Raw genomic sequence first — 21,941 nt, 5'->3', positions numbered from 1 at the left:
ATGGACTACGAAGCAGCAATCCGACAGGTACGCGTACTGATCGCAGACATGGGCACCCCTCCACTAATCAACGACCCAACCCTGCAAACCTATCTGGAACTGCAGGACTGGGCCGAAGGCGCCCGATGGGCTGTGAAGCGCGCAGCCGCCGACGCGCTTGAAGCTATCGCAGTGTCCGAGGTGTTGGTATCGAAGAAGATCCGCACGCAAGACCTGACCAGCGACGGCCCCGCCGTGGCTGAGTCGCTCCGAAAACTCGCCGCAGGCCTACGTGCCCAAGCCGATGACGACGACCCAACCTTGGGTGGAACGTTTGAAATCATCGACGCCGGCCGTAGCCGTCTCGAAGCTGAGGAATGGCGGGTCTTCTGATGCCATTCCCCGGAACCAAAATCATTCCAGACGGCTGGTCTGAGCATCACCGGCCAGTCGCCGCGGGCGGCATGACCGCTGATTGTGTCATCGACCGTGTCACCGACGGCCCTGCACCATTCCCGTTGCCTGAAGGCTGGACAGGGCGCACTCAACTCTGGTCTGGCAAGGCCCGCATCCAAGAGCTGAAGCGAGAACAAGCCGCAGACCTTGCAGGCCAGCCCACCGAGTCACGCCAATACCTGATCCAACTCCCATACGACCGCACGCTGCCTGAACTTCATGTGGGGGAGCGCGGCGACATCATCACCAGCAACGCCACTGAGTACATCCTCAAACAGCGCATGACCGGCTCTGAACTCTGGGCACACGACTTCATCGCATGGGAAAACCAAACCCAGCAAAACCCGGCCTAGAGTCCCTTCCGGCCGTTGGCCCAGTTGATCCACCATAAGGCGCCGGTGATCAAGCACATCACGGCACCAATTACACCAATCACGGTGAAGAACGGGGCTGCGGTACCGGCAAGGAACCCGAGTACGGCGACCACGAGGAAGAACAGCGCTGCCCGGTTCAACTTCACAGGCTTGATTGGTTTCTCAGTCATCCATCCACCTTACCCAGCGAGGGGAGGCGTCATGAGCTTTGATGCTTCAGAGTTACGCAACCTAAGCGTGGAATTCGGAACTGTTCCCAAGGTGGTTGGTCAACTGGCGAAGACCGTGGTCAAGAAAACCGCGAAGGACATCGAGGGCACAGCCAAAACCTTGGCCCCGGTGGACACCGGTTTCCTCCGCTCTGGAATCAAAACCTCCGACCTGCGCAATGTCAGCCAGGAATCACCGTCCGCTGAAGTCGCGGCATCCGCCAGCTACAGCCCGTACCTCGAATTCGGTACCAGCCGCATGGCCCCTCAACCGTTCATGCGACCAGCCGCAGACAAGCATGCTGACGCGTTCGAACAGGCGATGGCGCAAATCATCGAGAAAGCAGTGAACAGCTGATGGACGCAACACAATTCAGTGCTGAGCTCGAAGCCAAGCTGAAAGCTATCCCAGCCCTTGTCGGGCGAGCCTACGACGGGTACATCCCGGGCAAGATCCCCACCGACGGCGCAGGATACGTCCTGCCATACGTTTTGTTCTTCGCTGGAATCCCGGCAGACATCGGCGACCCAGATCTGACTGGCATGACGGACACCCTCGTGCATGACTGGGCACCGCAGACGAACTGCGTCGGACCCACGCCGGGCCACGCACGCAAATGCGCAGAAATAGTCGCCGCCGCGCTGACCAACACACGAATCGGGAACCACCGGCTGCACGTCGACACCGACGCGTTCCGGGTCGCCGTGCCCATCAAAGACGACCAGGCAACACCAGCCCGGTTTTTCCTGCCGCTCTCGTGGCGGCTCACCACCACCTAAAGGAGGCCCACCGTGGCAACCCCTAAACAGGTCACCGAGCCAGCCACCCCCGCGGTGGTAGCCCGGATCACCGAACCATCACAACCAGACCGCGTCTACGACCCGCGCAAGAAGGTCAAGGTATACGACACCAACACCAAGCAGGTAGTGCGCCGCCCAGTACCAGAAACCTGGCTGGACGGACGCTTCCCAAACCTCGCACCAGTACCATCCTCGAAAGAAGGTAAGTAGCTATGGCCGCCAAGGGTCCAAAGATGCTCAACATGAAAAACCGCGCCCTGTGGTGGGTACCAACCATCGCTAACAAGAACGCACCAACGGTCGCCGAGGTCGCAGCTGGCATCCAGCTGACGTGCCTCGTGACCGTAGCGAACTACCAGTTCGGTATCACCGGCACCGCCGTGATTACCGACCCTTCGCCGTGCGACTCCATCGAAGCCGGCGCCCCAGGCATGGACACCGTCGAAGCTGGCTTCGACATGTTCCGCTTCAAGGACGCTGTCGAAGACATCGCGTGGACTACGTTCACCGACAAGGGCATCGGCGGGTACCTCGTGGAGCGTATCGGCCAGGTCGCTGACGGTGAAGACCCATCAGAGGTGCCACTGGCCACTGGTGATGAAGTAGCCGTGATGGAGGTCCTGACCTTGTCGCCACGCACTCTGTCGCCGGCGACTGCGGGTTACGAGAAGTTCAACCAGTCGTTCGCTCCGCAGTCCTTCGCGCCTCGCGCCGTGGTCGCTGCAGCGTAACCAAAGACCAGTCCGGGTAGGGGTGCTTGACTCCCGCTCCTGCCCGGACTCTAAACCTTTCTGGGGTCACCACAAACATTAGGAGTCAACCATGGCCGAGAAACGCCACTATGAGGGCACGGTGTCCCGCGACCAGCTGAAAGCAACTGTTGAAGCGTTGGGGCTGAAGCCCGAAAACACGGTGTCAATCAACATGACAGCAGATCGTGTCCGTGTCATTGAATACGTGCGCGACGAGAACGGTGCCCGGATCCTCAACGAAGCGTTCGAAGGCTTCGACCGCCGATGCTACACCCTGCAAGTCAAGTAACACCCATCCTTTAGGAGTCAATCATCATGTCCGAAAACATTGCACCAAACAGCGAGCTAGACCTCGACGAGTGGCTGGCCATGGGCGAACGCACCGTCCATAACGTCAACCTGTACGCACGCTTCGACCTGATCGCCGAAATCGACGCACTCGAAGCACAGAAACAGCCCGTGGAAGAAGTCCCCGAGGGCGACGAAGCCCTCGGCGGGAACAGTGACCCGAACGCCGCAATCGACGCTGAGATTGATGAACTGAAAATGCGCATCCATGCGTCGAAGAGGATCTTCCGAGTCACCTCACTCACCGACGCTGAAATTGCCGGCATCCGCGAAACCGTCCTCACCGAGTGCTCCGAGGAAATCGACAAGCAAGCAGAGCTGGGCAAAAACGAAGCCCGCAAGACCGCAGCGCGCATGGAAGTGAAGACCCCGGCCGACGTAAACGCCCTAGTTCGATTGAACGTCAACGAGTTCACTCGGAAATTCATTGAGCGTGAGTCTCGGCTCCGCATCATCGCAGCATCCACCACACTCATGAACAAGGGGCAACTGGTCAGCCTAGACCTAGAGCAGGCCCGCACCCTCTACGAAAAGCTCGGCGAAGCACAAATGCGGTTGCTTGCCGACGCGAACGCACGCGCCACCCAGGACATCCCCGAGGTGACCGTCCCAAAATCGTAGAAGCCCTCGGAACCCCGCGCTGGGCCCACCTGCTCGACCTGGTGGAAACAGCGCGGGACTGCCGCATCCCCGTCACCGTGCTCCTGGGCGTACGGGAAGACGACGGGACGTACTGCGACCAAGACAAAATCATGCAGATCGCATACACGAAATACCTGAAAACGATCTGCTCCGGCTGCGGCCTACCCGCGCACATCACCCGCGGGGACGACAACGTCGGACGGTTCGAAGTGCACGACGACACCATGTGCCACGGCTGCGAAGCGTTGGAAACATTCACGTCCAACAAGAACCGCACCACATGGCCGGGCCAGAAACTCCACCTGAAAGACACCCATCTTGACGGATAACTAAATAAAGGCGGTGCCCAGCGGTGGACAAAAAGCTGAGAGTTCTTGTTAGCGCCGAAATCGGTGCGTTCATCAAGGACATGGACCGGGTTTCCGCAAAAGCCAAGGAAACCGCCAAAAAGACCGAAGACGCGGGCACACAATCCCAGTCCGGCATAGGCCGCCTGACAGACGTAGCGAACCAGCACGAAAAAGCGTGGGGCCAAGTCGCCAACACCATGGTCGGCGCCGGTACCGCCATCACCGGCGGGCTTGTCCTGTCAGCCAAAGCAGCCATGGACTGGCAGTCCCAATTCGCTGGTGTCCGCAAGACCATCGACGACACCGAAGAAGGCTACGCAGAGCTCTCCGACGGTCTACGCGACCTAGCCAAGGAACTACCGTCAACGCACGCTGAGATCGCAGGCGTGGCCGAGGCCGCCGGCCAGCTGGGCGTAGCCCGCGACGACGTTCTAGGCTTCACCGCCACCATGATCGACCTCGGCGAAACCACCAACCTGACCGCGGAAGACGCTGCCACGAACATTGCGCAGATCTCCAACGTCATGGGCACCATGGAACGCGAAGGCGCGCAAGGCGTGGAACGCTTCGGCTCCGCACTGGTAGCACTGGGTAACGATGGTGCATCCACTGAAGCAGAAATCCTGTCCATGGCCCAACGCATCGCTGGCGCCGCCGCATCATTGGGCGCTTCCGAAGCTGACGTGCTGGCGCTGTCTAACACCCTGGCATCCATGGGCGTGCGTTCAGAGCTCGGTGGCGGTGTCGCCACCCGTGTCCTGCTGAAAATGCGCACCGCAGTCGACGAAAGCGGAGAATCCCTCGAAGCATTCGCAGGCGTAGCAGGCACCTCAGCCGAGGAATTCGCTTCCAAGTTCAGCAGCTCCCCAATGGAAGCCCTGCAGGACGTTGCCGAAGGCATCGCCCGCACCAACGACGCTGGCGGAAACCTGACAGCCACATTGAAGGACATGGGCATCAAGGGCACCGAGGAAATGCAGGTCATGCTCGCCTTGGCGAACTCCGGCGACCTGCTTACCGAGTCCTTGGAGCTCGGGTCCAAGGCGTGGGAGGAAAACTCGGCGTTGGCCGACGAAGCCGCTCAACGCTACGCCACCGCTGAATCCAAGGTCAAAGTCGCTTGGAACAACATCAAGGACGCAGGAATCGACGCGGGAGCCGCCCTGCTACCTGTCATTGCCGGACTGGCAGAAGGCATCGCCGATCTCGTTGGCTGGTACACGGACCTGCCGGAACCAGCACAGACTGCGCTAACCATACTCACTGGATTCATCGGTGTTGGCGCGCTGGTTGCGGGCGCCTTCATGAAGATCGCACCAAACATCGTCTCCACTGTCACTGGACTTAGGGACCTTCGTGCTGCCACACAGCGCGCAGAAGGCCCGATGACTCAGCTTGAAACCCGTGCTCGTGGCGTAGGAAAAGCTATCGGCGGAATTACCACCGTTGGCGCCGGACTGCTCATAGGCAAAGAGCTTATTGAGGCGATCAACACCGAGGCTCGCTCTGGCCGCCCCGATCTTGAAGAGTACTTCAACATTCTCGCCACAGGCGGAGACCTCCGTGGAGCCCTGAACCTCGGCGAGGACGATGGCTGGTCCGGATCAGTTTTCAAGAACTCCGGCGATCTAGCTAAGGAACACTTCGGTACTGTCTCCGTAGAGGCTGGTAACGCGAAGCGCGCTATCGAGCAACTTGATAACACTAGCGGACTGACCGGACTAACCGGATGGTTTTCTAAGAACCTGTCTGTGGGAGACGTGCGTGGCGCTACCGAGGACGCTCTGCAATTGCAGGAAGCGGCTCGTGGTATTGCGCGTGCTTTCGACATGGGCGAGTCGGACTTGGGTATTGATTCGCTCAAGGGTCTTGCTGAACAGCTCGAATTTACCGATCAGGAAATGGCAACCCTGATCAACAGCACCCCCGAGCTCAAGTCGGCGCTCACTAACCTTGCGACCGAGAACGGCATACAGCTCGATCCGAACGATGAGCTTGGGTTAGTTGGTATCGCCCTTGGGCGCGTAAAGGCTGAAGCACCGGGTGCGAAAGACAGTATCGATGGCATGGCCACCGCTTATGAGAACGCGGCTAAGGCGGCGGAAGAAGCGGCCGATGCTGTCGACGAATGGTACGACTCGCTGGTCAATTCTGGCATGGTCATCATTGGTGAGAACGAAGCGATCCGGCGACTGCAGGAATCGATCAACTCGGCAACGAAGACCATTAAGGAAAACGGTGAGGTCGTCGACAAGAACGGTGAAGCGTTCGACCGGACCTCAGAGAAGTACCTTGCGAGTTCGTCGGCGCTCGACGGTATCGCATCCAGTACGCTGGCGGTCATTGACCCGATGCGTGAAGCCGGTGCGACCACCGCTGAGATGTCCGAAGAGCTCGCGCACGGCCGGGAGAACTTCATCAAGCAGGCGACTGCGATGGGCTACAGCAAGGAAGCAGCTGCAGCCTACGCAGACCAGCTGGGCCTGATACCTGGCAGCGTGTACGTGCAGTTCAACTCCAACACTGATTCGTTGGCGGGGAAGATCACTGAGATTCACGAGTTGGTGCAGTCCACTCCGGAGGGCAACGTAACCATCACGGAGAACTCGCCTGAAGTGCGTTCGGCGTTGGAAACCCTCGGGTACATCGTTACCGAACTGCCTGATGGTCGTATCGAAGTGTCGGAAACCGGCACCGACGAAACCGGTAAGAAGATCGACGAGACCGCGGCTAAGAAGCGGGTCGCGAAGATCAACGCGCAAGCGATCACCGGCGCCGCAGAAGAAGCACTGAAGAACGCGGCACGCACACGCTTCGCCACCATCGCAGTAAGCACCCGATTCACTGACTCGGGCGCATCAGCGGTGCATCGTGGCGGTACAGGCGGGCTGACCGGCAACTATCGCGGCGGGCAAATCAGTTTGCCTGGCTACGAGGACGGCGGGAAGCTCCCACGTACCGGTCTTGGACGGGACATGATCCTCGGAGTAACGTCCGAGGGCCGCCCGATTGCGAACGTGGACGACGAAGAGTGGATCATCCGCAAATCGTCAGCCAACAAGTACAACCGAGTACTTGGAGCAATTAACGCCGACGACCCATCCGTACAGCACCTCGCCAGCTTCGCCAGCGGGGGACGGGCGAGTGGCAACCCATCATCGGTGGGCAGTGGGGGGACAACAGTAACCCTGAACATCCCGATATATGGTGCGACGGACGCTAATGCTGTCCGCCGTGAATTGTCCGACGAGTTGAAGTTCTTCTTTGAGAACCAATTTCGCAGTTAGGCGGTGAGTATGAACCTCGTAAAGCTTGGCGTGCAAACGCTCACCGGCGATACCCACGCCCATGAATGGAAAGTCAACTCGGTCGACGGCTGGTGGGATACCCCTGACGTCAAGGAAAACAGGGAGGACGTGCCATACGGACACGGCGGGTATGTCCTCCCTGAGTTCTACCGGGAGCGCCTGATCACCATCACGGGACGTGTACGCTCGAAAACTCATTCACACCAGCATGAGGCGATCAACGCGCTGAAAGGTTGCATCATGCCTGGGGAAATCAAAACCCTCCAAGTTTTTGGTCATGGACCTGATCAGTGGGCGAACGTCATGCTGGCCCGGCAGACCAAAGCTGTCCCAGTAACGGATGTGCACACCTCATTCCAGATTAGTTTGCGTTCCACTGATCCCAGGATCTTTGGCGAGCGACGGATTGTCACGGCTGGTGCTGGTGTGGCGGCCATGGTGGAGAACCGCGGGTCGGCTCCGGCCTGGCCTGTCGTCGTGGTGCCTGGCCCAGTCACAGTGGGCGGATACACCATCACTGGTCCGAACGGTGAAAAATACACGGTGACTGCTTCTCCCGGATCTTCATCCACACACCATGTGGATATGTGGGATGGGATGCTCCGCGTCAATCTGTCCATGGCGGCCGGGGGCGGATTGGTCGGCGACGCGCAAACCTTTACGATCCCTCCGGGCGGAAAGGTTCCGGTGACCTTGTCCAAGGGTGGCCGGATCGAACTGTACGACACCTATTTCTAAGGCGGTCTCATGGCTTGGCGCGTTTGGAGCGTAGACACCCGCACAGGGCAGAAACAGTCGGTCATCCCGGTTACTGGATTCACCTGGACCTGTGCACTCAACGGCGGCTCCGGCGGTACCGCTTCGGCGGTGCTCAATGCAGCAACGTCGAAAGGGCTGGACTGGTGGGGCCTGCTAGACGTAGTGCGCAGGACACTGGTTATTGAATGGGAGGGATCAGCGGTATATGCGGGCGTGATCTGGTCCTGGGATTACGACTACGACACGAAGCGGCTCACAGTGAATCATTCTGATCTGTGGTCGTTGCTCGCTAAACGGATGCTGTTCACCACGTATACGGATCTGATGAAGAAGAAATTCACGATCGCGTCAGCATCGTTGTGGGACATGGTCCGTGGCGTCATCGAGGCTGGCACTGCCGGCGCTTACTCATTGCCGATCTTCATGCAGGGAACTACTGGTGGCACTCGCTCGCGTACCTGGTATGGGTACGAGCTGCCGATGGTCGCCGACGAGCTGGAAACGCTCATGGACGCAGATGGCGGACCGGATATCGCGATGGTGCCCCGCTGGTCCACTGACGGAACGAAGCTGGAGTGGCTCATCTACAACGGTGTCGAAGTGAGTGGCCTGATCCCAGTGAACTTGTCTGCGAATCACAAGATGATCCACGGCCTGAAAATCAAGAGGGACGCGACTGAAGTCGCCACGGTGGTGATCGGAACGGGTGAAGGTTCGGAGCAGGATCTTGAGTACCAGGTCGCATCAATCGGTGGTTCGCCGTACCCGCATTTGGTGAAGGATGCGTCGTTCCCGAAGGAGAAGGACGGGAACATGCTGTATGACCGGACATGGGCTGAAGCTGATGTTGCTTCAGGCCCAGTAGAGCAGTGGTCGGCGAGCATGAACGCGTCGGATGCTTTCCGGGTGACGATGGTGAAGCTTGGACGCCAGTTCGATTTGTACTCGCATGGTGACCCGATGATTGTGGATGGCCATCACGTGATGCGGGTGATCCAGTATTCGGGAGATTTGTCGGACACGGTGAAGCTTGAGTTCCAGGACTTCTAGACGGGGGTTGGTGTGACGAAGAAACGCAATCTTGCCAAGAGCAATCTGAAATCAATCCCGAAGCAGATCCGGGCACAGCGCTACGCTACCCCGCAGAACGGTTCTGCGATTGGCCGCAAGGGCCTGCGTGTCTATGACGGCGGTTGGATCCGGATCGAGAATGGTGGCCTTGAAGTCACTGGTACCGCATTCATCACTGGTCGGCTGATCTCCAACGGTGAGAATATTTTCAACGGCACGACGGAGATGAACGGCCCGACGACAGTAGCCGGTGATTTTGAGATCGTCGCCGGTGGCCAGTTCAAGGCGGGCGATTCGATCATCAATCCTGACGGATCGGCTCAATTCGGAGGTTTGGACATCTCGCCGGATGGCACGTTGGAAGCTGGCCAGTTCAAACTCAACCCTGATGGGTCAGCGGATTTCGGAACGCTCGGCATCGACGCCGATGGTGTGCTGACTGTGCGTAACGATGTGAACGTCGAAGAGGGCGGTGAGATCAACGTCGGCACGAACATGACCTTGACCCCCTCTGCCGACGGCGGGTCGATCTCGTTCCAGGACGGTTCGAGGGTTACTTCGGTGGCCGGCACGGTGCAGGTGAAGTCCTCAGCATCAGGTATAGGTTTCACCGCGGGCTTGAATACAGCGTCGATCGGGGCCGGACCTACCGGGGCAATCATGGCCGTAGACGATGCAGGTGACTGGGTGATGCAAGGATCCAAAGTGTCCGTGCAGTCAAGCGGTGACACCATTGCAGCAATCGGAAACCTGGACATCTCAAAAGAGCTATCTGTGGGCGAAATGGCTAGCGCTCCAAGTGGCGCGGTCGCGAATGTTTACTGGAATAGCACGACCAAACAGCTAATGGTCGCCCTCTAATCAGTATTGGGCTTAATACGCTCTGGCAATTCAGAAGGAGCTAGCGCCTCATGCTGAAGCTCGGCACAGAATCCGTCCTTCGCAGCGACGGCAATCGCATGTTCATTCTCATCGCTGACACCTTCAAGCCCCGACTTGGTTTCGAGAGAATCAACTCCGTCGCGCATCTGTTCGCACGCGTCACGCCCAGCATCGATGAGTTCCGTCTCGGAGAACTGCTGCTCACCAATCCACCGGAAATTGATGCTCTTCACAAACAACTCCGGATCACCATCAGAAGCACCGCTCACACTCTCAGCGCTCGCCGTGGCCGCTGTCTCACTCGGAGTAGCTGCCACGTTTTGGGACTGTTCCGCAGTACCGCAACTGACGAGTGCTAGTGCTGACAGGGCCAGGAGGGCGAGGTGCTTGATGCGCATACTTCACAGATTATTCGAAAGGCACAGTAAATGGCAGTAGATGACCGGACAAGGATCGCCGCTCAGCAGGTGATGATCAGTCAGTACCGGAGCTGGTTGGCGAACGAACAGTTCAAGCATGCCGAGGCTCTCGCGAATTGTCACGCGAAAGATCAGCTGATCCGCGAACTGCAAGATGAGAACGACAACCTGAGAAAGAAACTCAACGAACTACAAGACTCTGAGGACTCCACCGAATAGGTGGGGTCCTCAACTATTAGAGGGGGAACGCATGGCGACAGAGATCATCACGGGTAGCTTGCGCACGTTTGGCGGGGCGAACTTCAATTATCTGGACCCGGTGATCATCTTCCGGGCCTCTTCGGCGCATCTCGGCGCCGACAACATCTTCTCCGGTCCCGATGTGAGGGTCACTCCGCAGGCTGACTCGTCGTTCTCGGCCACGCTTGAGCGCACAGACACGATGCTGACAGCAGGCGCTCACTACAAGGTGATTATCGAGTGGCGGAACCCCGGCATCACCGGGGATAGCGGACCGGGCGTCGCGCAGCACGATACCGGCTGGGAAATCGAAGTACTCTCCGGTGGTGGTCCTATCGGTGACAACGCCCGCCCTCCGCGCCCGAACTTCCAGATGGTCATCGTGTCACCGACTCAACCGTCGATCATCTTCGGTCCTGGAGCCCAATGGCTGCAAGCCGATCCCAACGACATGAATAATCCTTTGAACCCAGCCAACACCGGGATCTACCACCAGCTCCGATGGGAGGACTGAGCAATGCCATTGAAATGGGTAGCACTCGCAGCACTCAAAGGCCCGAAGGGCGACGTCGGTACCTGGTACCAGCGTGCCGTAGGAGCCTCAGACACAATGGACACGCTCACTAATGGTTCGTACGCGACCAGCAGTGGCGCGGTGGCAATGAATCTTGGCCTGCCAAACGTGCTTGGATCATTGGAGATCCTCACCTGGGGTACGGGAGGCAATTCGGGTACGGCAACATATCTGACCCGGTCCACCACACCCGAGCTTCTCATCAACACGAAGATCAACAGCGAGTGGAGCGGCTGGAAGAAGCTCGCGGACCTCTGGTTCGTAGAGAACACGCTCACCGTCTCAGACAACCTTGATCTGCTTCCGTCGGGTGTTAGGACAATCTGGTCCGGTGAAACCGCGCAAGCATTGGGTTTGCCGGATAACTTGATGCACACGATCACCACGGAACGCTGGGGCCTCTCGGCTGGAATCCAAACGGCGAAGGCTCGCGGCGTAACTACCGTGAAGGTGTTGCGCCGTCAGCTGCTTTCCGGTGGGTGGAGTGCTTGGAAGGACGTTAGCCCGTGGTACGACACCACGGCCCTTTCCTCGTCGGATAATCTCGATGATCTGACCAGTGGTGTGCGGACCGTGTGGTCCGGAACTGTTGCCGAAGCGCTTGGCCTGCCAGCTGTTGCTTTGGGTGTGGTGACCACGGTTCGCTGGGGTGCTTCCGCAGCAGTGCAGACGTACGAAACTCGCGCCTTGGAAGTCGCCACGTATAAGCGTGCACTGCTCTCTGGCGGGTGGACCTCTTGGCAGAAGCAAGGCGGGAACGCTGGCGGCGGCGGGACGAGCGTGCCGGTTTCCAAGAGTTCCGGCTTCAAGACTGTTCCGCTCTCGCTCACTTCAGGCAATGGTGGGTCTGGTAATAGTCCGATCAGCGCATCGGTCGCGTATCCGATGAATTGGAATGCACCGATCACCCGCTGGCGGATGGTTATGCGTGATGGGAACCCGCGCTTCGGTATCGGCAAATCCAACCGGATCACCATCACGGACCTGCGGGCTAATGGTGTATCGCTGCTGTCCTCGGCAACCACACCTGGTGATGGTTCGTTTTGGATGTCGCCCTGGTTCACCGGCAAACCGCAGGGGTCCCTGTCGTTTAGCTACTCCGCGCAGCTTGAGCCGATCGCGCAGGTCGGTGGCGGAACGATCAACGGGTCTGCTGCGACTTCGATGCCGTTCGAGATGTGGGTCGAAGCTGAAGTGCCGGCCTACGTGCCGGTCATCGCAGTCCTGGGCGATTCAAACTCCTGTGGTGTGGGTACGTCCGTGCCGGTGCATGATTCGTATCTGTCGGTGTACTGCCGGCGTATCGGCGCTCTGCCGGTCCACTACTCGGCATCCGGTGATTCATGGGCTGGGTGGGAGAACCCCAACCAGCACAAGTGGACGCGGTGGAGCCACTTGGACGCAGTAGATGCAGTACTGCTGATGCTGGGGTCCAATGACATGGGATCTGGAACGTTGGAGGCGGCTGAAGCTCAGCGCCGATTCTTGGCTGTTGCGGCAATAGCCGAGGACCTGATTTCTCCAATCATGCACGTGGGTCTGTTGAAGCCGAGAAACACAAACGTGGGCAACTACGAAGTGGTTCGGCGGCTGCATAACACGTGGCTGAAAACCAAGCCTGGCAACGTTCGTGACTGGCATGACCTGAATAGTCCGGTCAGTGCGGATGATGACAATATCCTGCCGCAGTACAACGCGGACGGAACGCACATGAACACCGCCGGCCATCAACGACTGTCCGATGCGATTGTGAAAGTCATCAGCATCAATGGTCACACTATCGCCAGCCCGAACGGAACGATGTTCCGGCTGGCCGTGGATAATGCTGGCGCGCTGTCAGCTGTCGCAGCCTAATAATTCCGTTCACCAAGCGCTCACAGGGGCGCATTTTTTTATGCCCTCTGTGAGCGCTTTGACGTATCGCTTGTGCCTGAGGAGGCAAGATGAAACCAACGAATGTTGGCACCGGAATGGTTGTAGGCCAGTTCGGGTTGGGCGTGGCCGATGGGCTGGATGCCGATAAGGAACCCGAAGTCATTCCACTGGCCGGAACAGTGGCGTTCACCCCGAACGTGCCGTACCTGCCGAATCCAACCTCGGAGCCGAACGCAATCACGATCGTGACCGGCGCAATCGTAGCTGTCCTGGATAGCGAAGGGTATCTATGCACCCCGGGTCCGGACGGGGTTACCCCGTTCTACCGGGGCATCAGGCTCTTCGCAACGGATGATCCGGACTTGTCGGTGGAGAACTGGACTTGGTCTGTGGTGTACACGTTCCAGCCGGTGAAGGGCATCATTCCGAAGATGCCCGCGCACTCGATGGCGTTGCTGGAAGGTGAGACCGTGGACCTGGCCACGGTCGTGCCGGTCCCCGCATCGCCCGGTATTGGCACACCGCAGGCGCTGGCTCTGCTCCAGCAGGCAGTTGAGGCGGCAGGTACAGTTGCCGATGCCCAGCTGCTCATGCAGCGGGCTGAGGATGCTGCCGACCGGGCCGAAGCACCGACGGATCAGATGATGGCCAGCACGGCCAGCAATCCTTCCTCGCAGTTCTCCGGCGTGCTCGATGGAGTGATCGAGTCGAAGACCCCAGACGCGATCCAGCAAGTCATGGGGCCAGTGGTTGACGGGATGGTAGCCCAGTCGATTGCTTCCGATCCGACTGTGGCCAACGCGGCTGCGGCCGCAGTGGACGCGAACCCGAAGATCGCCTCCCTGGATGAAAAGACCGGACCGATCGAGCCCGCTGATGATGGCTCGTACCGTGTGCGGGACAAGGCTGGAAACGTCGCGCTGGAAGTCACGGGTGATGGTGAGACGAAACTGGCTGGAGCAACACACAAGGCGACTACTGCACCGTACCGTGTTGCGGATGCCCATGGGGCTATCGCTTTCGAGGTGACACCGGACGGGAAAACCCATATCTACGATCTGGCGGGAGGCGGTGGCGGGGCCGCTGGTGTTACGGAGCTGCATCCGTTCCTCGCCGTAGGCCAATCGAATATGTCCGGCCGAGCCGATGAAGGCAATCGTGCAGAACTGGATCCGACAGATCCTCGGATCTTCCAATTCGGTTCGCATAACCTCGTTGTCGAAGTAGCGCCTGTTCCTCTAGACATGCACGACACGTCTACCGGGCTTTCACCAGCAACGGTGTTCGCACGCGAGTACTTGAAGACTCAGCCCGCGCATGTTGGTGTGTTGCTGATCCCTGCCGCGCACGGCGGAACGAACTTCACCGACGTGCCAGGAACGCTTACTTGGAACCATGCGGCAGCGGTAGTCAACGGTGAACCGGCGAATGATCTTTACCAGAAGTCGGTGGACCAGGCGTTAGAGGCCATGGCAGCAGATCCACGTTGCACTCCGCTAAAGGGCATCCTATGGCATCAGGGTGAGGGATCATCCGCAGATGGTTTCGCAGGCTATGGGGCGCGCATGGACACGCTGGTTGCTGACTACCGTGCAGATCTTGGAAACGCTGACCTGCCGTTCCTTGTGGGGCAGATGAACCCGGAAGGCTTCAATGCCTCCCGCGCAGAGATTGACCAAGCGCATAAGGCGGTGCCGGGCCGGATCATGCGTTCCGCGTTCGCGCCCGTCATCCCAGACGGAGGACGCTACGGCGACACCACGCACTTCTCCCGCATGGCAGTCCAAGCCCTCGGAAAGAACTATGTAGATGCCTACTGGCGTGCCCTTGTGAACACGGCAACGTCTCAGCCGTTGCGTCCGCAGAACGTCACCGCCCAGCTGGTCGGCACTTTACTCACCGTGCAATGGGATGCCCCATTCTCACGAGTCACCGGCTACCGCGTGGAGCACTACAACGGCACCGCATGGGTCCCTGCGACGCGTGCCTACCCGATGGACCTGCAAGAAATCATTGCTGGTGTCACTGGCCCTGCCCAAGTGCGTGTTATCGCATTGCACGACTCGTTGGAGTCGGCACCTTCCACCCCTGTTTACTCGATTGGAGCCTAACCATGGACATTGTCCTGAACACCGTATTCAATAATCCGAACCTGCCCAAGATCCCCATCTATGGTTTCACTGATGACTTCAACCGATCTGCAGCCGACACCCTCGGTGTGACAGCTGAGGGCAAGCCATGGGTAACACTCGATGCTGGCTCAGAGGTCGGCACGTGGGGCACCACGGGCAATGGCACAGCCAAAATGAAATCCGCAGCAACTCAGACCCACACCGCAGTCGTGGATGCTCTCGCATCCGACGGACAGCTGGTAGCTAAGCTGGCTCGCTTTGATGCGAACCTAACCGGAAACCGTTATGGGCTGGCTGTCCGGTTCCAAGACATGCAGAACTACATCGTTCTGGAAACGACCAAAAGCGTCCCGCAGTTAACCTTGCGCAAGTATGTTGGTGGCGCGTCCAGTACCGTGCAAGCATCAACCCTCTACCCAGCGCCCGGTGACACCATCACCATCGACCTATCGGGCACCGCCATAAAGGTACTGCTCAATGGTGCTCTAGCGCTCACTGCGACCGTTCCGGAACTGACCACCCAGACCCGACACGGCATGTTCGCGTTCGCCGGGTCCGACGCAGAATGGGACTCCGTTGAGTTCACAGTTTAGATCTCAGGAACCGTCCTAATCTTTCCGTTGACAGGGAGATCGAAAACTTCTGGCCATGCAAGCTTAACGAGGTGATCAAAAACGCTCGCATTAGCGCGGTTTTCACGAGATACACTCAGGAATAGCCGCAATATCGAACGGGAATTAATCACAGTGTAGGTGTCGTGAGCTACGTCACTCTCGATCATGACGGAATTCAGCCATGCTGCCATGCGATGTTCCCAATAGTAGAGGTCATAGGAGTCGTAACCCTCGATTTCAACCCATGCGCTGGTATCCATCCATTCCTGGAATGCTTCCACAACTTCCGGCTGAGCATCGGCTTTGCTCCTTCGAACTAGGATGTTCGCCATGCGCTGCGCATCAAGTTCAGGTAGATCTTTATTGCCGGTACCACGGTAGAAAGAACGACCAATTTCGTAGAGGTTAGAGCGGACATGCACGCGGTCGGCAGGAAGCTCCTTGCGGTAAGTGGCCGACAAAACACGCCCATGAGCACGATCGCAATTCTGGACAAAAACATTAGCCAGATCGCTATCAACATCGGCGCTCTCAATGGTGAGCTCCGTATGGCTTAAACCAAAACCATGAACCAAATCTTTAGCCACGTCCATGTCAGCTTGCGATGACTGGGCCGTAGCAAGATAAGGGCGGGCATAAGTGAAGAACTCAACCCGGTCGATCAGGGGCTTACACAACGCCATCGTGACTCGACTGTCGAGCCCGGCCGTGAGCGACACGAGCAACGGCGACTTTTTGGCTAAGGCACGAAGCTGGTTCTGCAACAGGGGCAACAGCTTTTCAGCAGCTTGGGCCGGGCTAAGTTGTTCAGTTATCGGAGCCGGGCCGATACGGCGGACCTTGCCCGACTGAATATTCAACTCGGTGTTGGGAGTAAGGAGGTATACGTCTTCCCACTCCGTGTAATGGCCGGGGAACGTGAAAGCCCCCGAAGTTCCCATCCACTTATTGAGTCGGAATTTAGACGACTGCCGGTCGCCACGAATGTCAGCAGCGAGACGAGCATGGGAAGCAACGATACCGGGCAGTGCGTAGAAAGCTGAGCGCATAGCCGTTGCGTCCGTTTGGATAAACAAACCTTCGGCACCGGAATCAATAACAACATATCTTCCGGCTACGTCATCAAGTTCGCGTAGGTACTCGGTACGAGAATTCTCTCTGGCAGCTAATAGGCGTGCAGTTAATCCCGCCAAATCTGGAGTGTCTTCATGGACGCTTAGGGCGCGTCCGATGATGATGACCTCACAGGATAGAGAAGAAGCTATTGCGACTGGCTGTCGCCGGTCCCAGTGGAGGTAACCACCAAATATCTGCTCTTCTGCCCAGTGTGAACCGAGCTCAAGTTCCGTACTTTCAACTGTGAGTGCGTATCCGCGAGCGTAGAGAAGATGAAGATCACGAGGGATCGCTTCAATTTCGTGTTCTAAAACCGGAGCAAAATAACGGCTCGACGTGCTGTTCTCGTTCAATGTTCCCCCTGCGTTCGCGTATCGAAGCAATACTCCCACATTCGCTATGCAAGACGAAAAAATCCTTTCACAATCATCGTTCAAACCACATGAGGAGCTGCCATGCCTGAATGGCTCACAGAAGCCGTTATTATCCAGGCGTTGATTACCGTGGGTGTGATACTCGGCGCGGGCATCCCTGCCTATTTCGTATTCAAGTCAAAGCTTGCTGAAATCGGCAAGGATGCGAAAGAAGCCCGGGTGCAGGTGAAGAACTCGCACTCAACAAATCTGCGTGAAGAGCAAGACGAACGGCACCTAGCAACAATGGATCTGCTCAAAGAGCTAGGCCGTGACGTGCGAGGCCTGCGGGAGGAAAACTACGAGACCCGCAAGGACATTGGCATGCTCCATGCCGAGGATCGGGCAGGTCGTAGGGAGACCCAAAAGCTACGCCAAGAGTTCTCTGAGCACACGAAGCAGACAGAAAACTGGACTCCCATGCTGACGGACTTGCATGAGCTGTACTCAAAGAAGCCACCTGCCGAATAATTCGAACTAACCCAAGCCCTGAACCAGCCCGGTCAGGGCTTTTCTTATGCCCGAAACCCGAAAGGAACACATCATGTCTGACCGTAACCCGATGGAAGCCATCGACCAGGACAACTACCAGGACCCGAACCCCGAAGAGATCACCGACCCGAACCATCCGGACTACGTGGCGCCGGCCAAGGGCATCAAGCCGCTAGGAGGAAAGTAAGCATGGCGATCTACAACGGATACACCGGCGCGAAGTCCTGCACCAAGGGGCCAGCCCAGGGCGCTCTCGGTGCCATGGCCTGGTTCCTCGCCAAGTACAAGGAATTCGGCGGCCGCAACTCCGGCATCTACAACTGCCGGCCAGTGCGCGGATCCACTCGCACCACCTCGTTGCATGGAGAAGGCCGTGCAATGGACTTCGGCCTGCGCTGGTACGACAAGATCGAAATCTTCGAAGAGTTCGCCGAGCAGCTGCGCTTGAACTCCGAGGAGCTCGGTATCCAGTGCATCATCTTCAACCGCAAGATCTTCTCCGGCGGGTACAAGAACAAGGGCTGGTATAACTACACCGGCGTGAACCCGCACACCGACCACCTGCACGTGGAGTTCTCTTGGTCGGCTGCGCGCCGCGACAAGGACGACACCATCGAGTTGTGGGAGCGGGAGCTGGGCGGGAAGCTGACCGGTAAGCCTGTCCCGGTCATGTCGCGTCCGAAGGTCAAGGACCAGTCGCCGGACAACGTTCCGAACGGTTCCACGAACTTCCCGGACAACTACGCCGATCTGAAGATCAACGGCAACTTCAAGTCGTGGGAGGTCGGTGCGCTGCAGATCCTGCTGGAGAACGTCGTGAACGGTCTCAACAAGCAGTGGGATGGCAAGTTCGAGAAGCTGACCATCACCGACACCATGACGCTCATGCAGCGCAACGGCTACTACCTCAAGACCCCATTCGCCGCCCGTGGTGCCAAGAAGGGCACCCCGCTCAAGAAGGACGGCGACGACGGTTACTGGTTCTGGGTCGAGTTCCAGCGCATGCTGGCCGACGACCTGGGACACCGCGGCAAGGTCTACTACGACACCCGCAAGTGGCGCCTCGACGGCAAGCCGTTGAAGGAAACCTGCAAGGCCATCCAGCGATGGCTCAACGACAACAACTAAGGAGACACCATGTCCGAAGCATTCTTGGCCCTCTGGGCATCCACCGTCCGAACCATCGTGCCGATCATCGTCGGCTGCGTACTGGGCTGGTTCGCCGGCGCGAATATCCCGCTGGATACGGAGTTCGAGGGCACGCTCACCGCGCTGCTCACGCTCCTGTTCACCACGGCCTATTACGTGGCCGTGCGGCTCTTCGAAACCTACATCAGCCCGAAGCTCGGCTGGCTGCTCGGTTACGCGAAGTCCCCGGATAGCTACACCGCGGACTCGCCAGCGAAGCACCTGGCAGAATAGAAAATGCTCCCCACCTTTATAGGTGGGGAGCATTTCGTGTTTAAGTCACAGGTTTAATACACGCAAAGAATTAATGCTATACACCTAGCTAGGCGATGAAACGATCTCAAACCCCGGCAAAGGATTCTAATGGCGAAACGCGTGTGCTTGTTCTGCGGTTCTGACGAAAAACTGACGAGCTCACACGTCATAGGAAAAAGGCTATTGACGGCGTTGCCCGGAACAAATGATGCTAGTGGGTACTCAGAGTTTTCCAGCGACCCGGAACACAAACCTGTTGCTCGCGTGAACGATTCTGACCCGAGGGAGTATAAGCCAAATTCTTTGTGTGCGACGTGCAATAACATTTGGATGGAAGGGCACGAGAACACTGTTGCTGAGACCTTAGTTGACTTGGCTAAGGGTAATAGAATCTCGCTAGACGACAGTGCTCAAAAAGATCTTGCTTTGTGGGCCACGATTGCGTGCATGGTACGTGGAAGTATGGCTAAACATGGTCACATCAGCAAAGTAGATCGTTTGCAAATCCGAGCACGGGATGGGGTTCCAGAGGGTTATTGCTTCTGGATTATCCAAGGTGAGAACCGGTCCGACTGGCCAACCAGGTTTCAATGGGGTGAAGATCTGGAAGGCAACAAAGGATGGGTAGGTTGGCTTTGGATCGGTCAAGCAATATTTGTCGTAGCGTCACCGTTGTGGGCCATGACCACTGAACTTAGTTTGGGAAGAGTTGGTCCTTACAGGAGGCATCTAGCGCTTGAGAGGACAGTTATCGAATGGCCGTTATACCCCGAATCGTTCCTCACCTACGAGGAATTTCACGAAGTGAGTAGCTTGAGGAACTTCTAGAAGTGTGGCGTGGGAGGATTCGAACTTCCGAGCCACCACGATCGTGCCAGCTAGCATTCGTCCAGTACGCGTACTGGTGCTGCAGGTTTGTCCGCTTCCTGCAAACACGCCACCATATTCAATTTTTGTTCCGTGGTGGGATTTGCACTCCACATAGAGATGCGCTCATCGCTACTATTCTTCCTGGCCCGTACGTCCAGGTAGCCACCTTGCTCATTCGGTGTCACACGGAACCCCGGGCGCAAGTCCCGGTACGAACAGTATGGCACTATATGACACAAATTAACACCCGATTAAGGTAGCCGACGTAGAACAAAAAGCTGGCAGATCCAGCACCAATCCAACCCGATTGCTAGGGTGGGGCGGATTTCTGCGTTAAGGCACAATTAGGTTATGACTGAACGGGATCCGCGTTTCGAGCGTATGAGCCGGTACGAACCAAGGCGCAGACCTTACGTGCAAGTTACCTGTCCAGACCTAGGGAAGTACCATGCGCGGGTTATCGGCTGGATCCCAGGGGAAGTGTTCATTGAGTATCCGATCAAAATTCTCGACTACGTAACCACCGGGCAACTAGAAGTCGCATGGATACCTACCGCCACCGCCATACGCATCCGACGGTCGGACAGCATCTGGCTCTCAAACGAAGACGACCACGACTGGCACCAAGTCGAAGACGAGAGAATCAAATACCGGGCAGACCCATGGACCGTCTACCAACAAGAAGCCCGATAGAATTCGCCTTGTGGAAGTAAAAGTGAACTACCTGCAAAACGGCGAACCCGGCGCCGTGTCAGTCATCGGTGATGACTACGAAACAGCCCGAGACCAAGCCTTCGATCTGGTGCCGGAGGATGCTGAAACACTGAGCATTATGGTGGATCGGGAACGGTAGGGGAGTTGTGGCGGTTTTGTGGCGGATGGCTCCCAGTAGACACCTGTTTCAGCCTTGAAGTGACTGCACTGAGGCAATTCCGACCACCAGCGAAATCCACGTTTTTGCCCCGGAATTCAGCATCAATACAGGCCACTGCACCTATAACACTTAATATGCGTCGGACTACGCACGCTAAATCCGTGCGCTAGTTCCAAGCCCGCAACCGGAAACGGTTGCGGGCTTGTCGCTTAACTACCTATCTGGGCTCTGACTTCGATAAGGTGGACTGGCACCAAAAACCCAAAGCAGAAGAGGAAGCACATGTCGGGTTCGGATATTGCAGGGCTCATCGCCGCCGGCGCGTTTGTTGTACTAGTTGTGCTGCTGGCAGTGCCGATCATGAAGTTGGGCAAGGTGTTCGACGAGCTGCGCAAATCGATCAAGGACCTGGCCGACGGCACCACTCCGCTGATCGGCGAAGTCGCCAACACCGTGGCGACCACCAACGACCAGCTCAAGAAGGTCGATGCCATCACCAGCAACGTTTCTGACACCACCGCCAATGTGTCCGCGCTGTCCTCGCTGGTAGCAGCCACCGTTGGCAAACCGCTGATCAAGGTTGCCGCGTTCACCGAAGGCGTGAAGGTCGCGATGAACACCAAGCCAAGCGGCAAGGCTCGCCGCAGCCGCTAAGCAAGCAACGCTGTTTGATCGAACACGTATCGGCGCGCTGAATAGGATACGGCCAACTGGTGGCCGCCAAGGAGACTAGAATGAAAAAGCTCTTGTGGGTTTCGATTGGAGTGGGCGTTGGCGTGCTCGCGTCCAAGAAATACGCTGAAGTTTCATCCGGGGCGGCGCTAAACCGCCAGGTCGGCAAGTACACCGACCGCGTCTCGGAATATTGGGAAGCCTTCCGCCAAGGAATGAGCTCCCGCGAAGAAGAATTACGTTCCGCCTTGGGCGTGGACGCCGCTAAGTGAAGGG

Annotated in this window: 28 protein-coding genes; 25 read left to right on the top strand and 3 right to left on the bottom strand. The window is 57.8% G+C overall.

All coding sequences use genetic code 11. From position 1 onward, the window contains the following. Together CQ012_RS02335 and CQ012_RS02330 are read left to right on the top strand one after the other, a co-directional pair. The gene (locus CQ012_RS02335; protein ID WP_105661325.1) at nt 1–372 is read left to right on the top strand and encodes a hypothetical protein; all 372 of its coding nucleotides are present in this window, start codon (nt 1–3) and stop codon (nt 370–372) included. Further along, nucleotides 372–788 carry a DUF6093 family protein gene (locus CQ012_RS02330; RefSeq protein WP_105661324.1) on the top strand — a complete coding sequence of 139 codons (417 nt, stop codon included), beginning with the start codon at nt 372–374 and terminating at the stop codon, nt 786–788. Before CQ012_RS02335 ends, CQ012_RS02330 begins: the two co-directional genes overlap by 1 nt. Here the strand turns inward: CQ012_RS02330 and CQ012_RS02325 are convergent. Continuing rightward, complete coding sequence (locus CQ012_RS02325) at nt 785–979, bottom strand: hypothetical protein (RefSeq protein WP_105661323.1); 195 nt, start codon at nt 977–979, stop codon at nt 785–787. The genes CQ012_RS02330 and CQ012_RS02325 overlap by 4 nt on opposite strands. Before the next feature lie 67 nt (nt 980–1,046). Here CQ012_RS02325 and CQ012_RS02320 point away from each other — a divergent pair, with 67 nt between their 5' ends. From CQ012_RS02320 to CQ012_RS02270, 11 genes are all read left to right on the top strand, one after another. Then, nucleotides 1,047–1,376, top strand: coding sequence for an HK97-gp10 family putative phage morphogenesis protein (locus CQ012_RS02320; RefSeq protein WP_286134553.1), 330 nt, complete (start codon nt 1,047–1,049; stop codon nt 1,374–1,376). Then, the gene (locus tag CQ012_RS02315; RefSeq protein ID WP_105661321.1) at nt 1,376–1,798 is read left to right on the top strand and encodes a hypothetical protein; all 423 of its coding nucleotides are present in this window, start codon (nt 1,376–1,378) and stop codon (nt 1,796–1,798) included. Before CQ012_RS02320 ends, CQ012_RS02315 begins: the two co-directional genes overlap by 1 nt. Before the next feature lie 12 nt (nt 1,799–1,810). Next, complete coding sequence (locus CQ012_RS02310) at nt 1,811–2,029, top strand: hypothetical protein (protein ID WP_105661320.1); 219 nt, start codon at nt 1,811–1,813, stop codon at nt 2,027–2,029. 2 nt (nt 2,030–2,031) lie between these two features. Further along, entirely contained in the window at nt 2,032–2,550 is a 519-nt protein-coding gene (locus CQ012_RS02305; RefSeq protein ID WP_105661319.1) for a phage tail tube protein, read from the top strand. Between the two features lie 91 nt (nt 2,551–2,641). Further along, nucleotides 2,642–2,860, top strand: coding sequence for a hypothetical protein (locus CQ012_RS02300; protein ID WP_105661318.1), 219 nt, complete (start codon nt 2,642–2,644; stop codon nt 2,858–2,860). Between the two features lie 26 nt (nt 2,861–2,886). After that, nucleotides 2,887–3,540 carry a hypothetical protein gene (locus tag CQ012_RS02295; RefSeq protein WP_105661317.1) on the top strand — a complete coding sequence of 218 codons (654 nt, stop codon included), beginning with the start codon at nt 2,887–2,889 and terminating at the stop codon, nt 3,538–3,540. A gap of 131 nt (nt 3,541–3,671) precedes the next feature. Beyond that, nucleotides 3,672–3,890: a hypothetical protein gene (locus CQ012_RS02290; protein WP_146112890.1), complete on the top strand. Its 219-nt coding sequence runs from the start codon at nt 3,672–3,674 to the stop codon at nt 3,888–3,890. A gap of 23 nt (nt 3,891–3,913) precedes the next feature. Then, nucleotides 3,914–7,198, top strand: coding sequence for a phage tail tape measure protein (locus tag CQ012_RS02285; RefSeq protein ID WP_105661315.1), 3,285 nt, complete (start codon nt 3,914–3,916; stop codon nt 7,196–7,198). A 9-nt stretch (nt 7,199–7,207) separates the two neighbouring features. Continuing rightward, nucleotides 7,208–7,957, top strand: coding sequence for a hypothetical protein (locus tag CQ012_RS02280; RefSeq protein WP_105661314.1), 750 nt, complete (start codon nt 7,208–7,210; stop codon nt 7,955–7,957). A gap of 9 nt (nt 7,958–7,966) precedes the next feature. Further along, complete coding sequence (locus CQ012_RS02275; RefSeq protein WP_105661313.1) at nt 7,967–9,028, top strand: hypothetical protein; 1,062 nt, start codon at nt 7,967–7,969, stop codon at nt 9,026–9,028. 12 nt (nt 9,029–9,040) lie between these two features. Then, on the top strand, nt 9,041–9,910 hold the full coding sequence (locus CQ012_RS02270) for a hypothetical protein (RefSeq protein WP_105661312.1): 870 nt from the start codon (nt 9,041–9,043) through the stop codon (nt 9,908–9,910). On the opposite strand, the gene CQ012_RS02265 is transcribed toward CQ012_RS02270, so the two are convergent. After that, nucleotides 9,907–10,329, bottom strand: coding sequence for a hypothetical protein (locus CQ012_RS02265; RefSeq protein WP_105661311.1), 423 nt, complete (start codon nt 10,327–10,329; stop codon nt 9,907–9,909). The two genes, CQ012_RS02270 and CQ012_RS02265, sit on opposite strands and share 4 nt — an antisense overlap. A 30-nt stretch (nt 10,330–10,359) precedes the next feature. Between CQ012_RS02265 and CQ012_RS02260 the strand changes: the two genes are divergently transcribed. The 5 genes from CQ012_RS02260 to CQ012_RS02240 all read left to right on the top strand — a co-directional run bounded on the left by CQ012_RS02260 (nt 10,360) and on the right by CQ012_RS02240 (nt 15,764). Continuing rightward, a complete protein-coding gene (locus CQ012_RS02260; RefSeq protein WP_105661310.1) occupies nt 10,360–10,569 on the top strand; it encodes a hypothetical protein in 210 nt (69 codons plus the stop codon). Nucleotides 10,570–10,600: 31 nt separating this feature from the next. Further along, nucleotides 10,601–11,104, top strand: a complete 504-nt coding sequence (locus CQ012_RS02255) for a hypothetical protein (protein ID WP_105661309.1) — start codon at nt 10,601–10,603, stop codon at nt 11,102–11,104. A 180-nt stretch (nt 11,105–11,284) separates the two neighbouring features. Continuing rightward, nucleotides 11,285–13,018, top strand: a complete 1,734-nt coding sequence (locus CQ012_RS02250) for an SGNH/GDSL hydrolase family protein (RefSeq protein ID WP_219844344.1) — start codon at nt 11,285–11,287, stop codon at nt 13,016–13,018. A gap of 89 nt (nt 13,019–13,107) precedes the next feature. After that, on the top strand, nt 13,108–15,150 hold the full coding sequence (locus tag CQ012_RS02245) for a sialate O-acetylesterase (RefSeq protein WP_105661307.1): 2,043 nt from the start codon (nt 13,108–13,110) through the stop codon (nt 15,148–15,150). 2 nt (nt 15,151–15,152) lie between these two features. Next, the gene (locus tag CQ012_RS02240) at nt 15,153–15,764 is read left to right on the top strand and encodes a hypothetical protein (RefSeq protein WP_105661306.1); all 612 of its coding nucleotides are present in this window, start codon (nt 15,153–15,155) and stop codon (nt 15,762–15,764) included. Here CQ012_RS02240 and CQ012_RS02235 read toward each other — a convergent pair. Next, entirely contained in the window at nt 15,761–17,254 is a 1,494-nt protein-coding gene (locus CQ012_RS02235) for a hypothetical protein (protein WP_146112889.1), read from the bottom strand. The genes CQ012_RS02240 and CQ012_RS02235 overlap by 4 nt on opposite strands. Before the next feature lie 102 nt (nt 17,255–17,356). Here CQ012_RS02235 and CQ012_RS02230 point away from each other — a divergent pair, with 102 nt between their 5' ends. From CQ012_RS02230 to CQ012_RS02200, 7 genes are all read left to right on the top strand, one after another. After that, nucleotides 17,357–17,785 carry a DUF2746 domain-containing protein gene (locus tag CQ012_RS02230; protein ID WP_105661304.1) on the top strand — a complete coding sequence of 143 codons (429 nt, stop codon included), beginning with the start codon at nt 17,357–17,359 and terminating at the stop codon, nt 17,783–17,785. A 73-nt stretch (nt 17,786–17,858) separates the two neighbouring features. Beyond that, entirely contained in the window at nt 17,859–17,993 is a 135-nt protein-coding gene (locus CQ012_RS17835; RefSeq protein WP_286134552.1) for a hypothetical protein, read from the top strand. Nucleotides 17,994–17,995: 2 nt separating this feature from the next. Further along, the gene (locus tag CQ012_RS02225; protein WP_105661303.1) at nt 17,996–18,934 is read left to right on the top strand and encodes a VldE C-terminal domain-containing protein; all 939 of its coding nucleotides are present in this window, start codon (nt 17,996–17,998) and stop codon (nt 18,932–18,934) included. 9 nt (nt 18,935–18,943) lie between these two features. Beyond that, nucleotides 18,944–19,228 carry a hypothetical protein gene (locus CQ012_RS02220; RefSeq protein WP_105661302.1) on the top strand — a complete coding sequence of 95 codons (285 nt, stop codon included), beginning with the start codon at nt 18,944–18,946 and terminating at the stop codon, nt 19,226–19,228. Nucleotides 19,229–20,822: 1,594 nt separating this feature from the next. Further along, on the top strand, nt 20,823–20,972 hold the full coding sequence (locus CQ012_RS17535; protein ID WP_181148997.1) for a hypothetical protein: 150 nt from the start codon (nt 20,823–20,825) through the stop codon (nt 20,970–20,972). A 303-nt stretch (nt 20,973–21,275) separates the two neighbouring features. Next, entirely contained in the window at nt 21,276–21,647 is a 372-nt protein-coding gene (locus tag CQ012_RS02205; RefSeq protein WP_105658292.1) for a DUF948 domain-containing protein, read from the top strand. A gap of 80 nt (nt 21,648–21,727) precedes the next feature. Beyond that, on the top strand, nt 21,728–21,937 hold the full coding sequence (locus CQ012_RS02200) for a hypothetical protein (RefSeq protein ID WP_105661299.1): 210 nt from the start codon (nt 21,728–21,730) through the stop codon (nt 21,935–21,937). Nucleotides 21,938–21,941 lie beyond the last annotated feature (4 nt).

This window comes from Arthrobacter sp. MYb214 (assembly GCF_002979865.1).
Lineage (GTDB): Bacteria > Actinomycetota > Actinomycetes > Actinomycetales > Micrococcaceae > Glutamicibacter.
The sequence above is the reverse complement of the archived record's forward strand: the minus strand, read 5'-3'. Positions and strand labels throughout refer to the sequence as shown.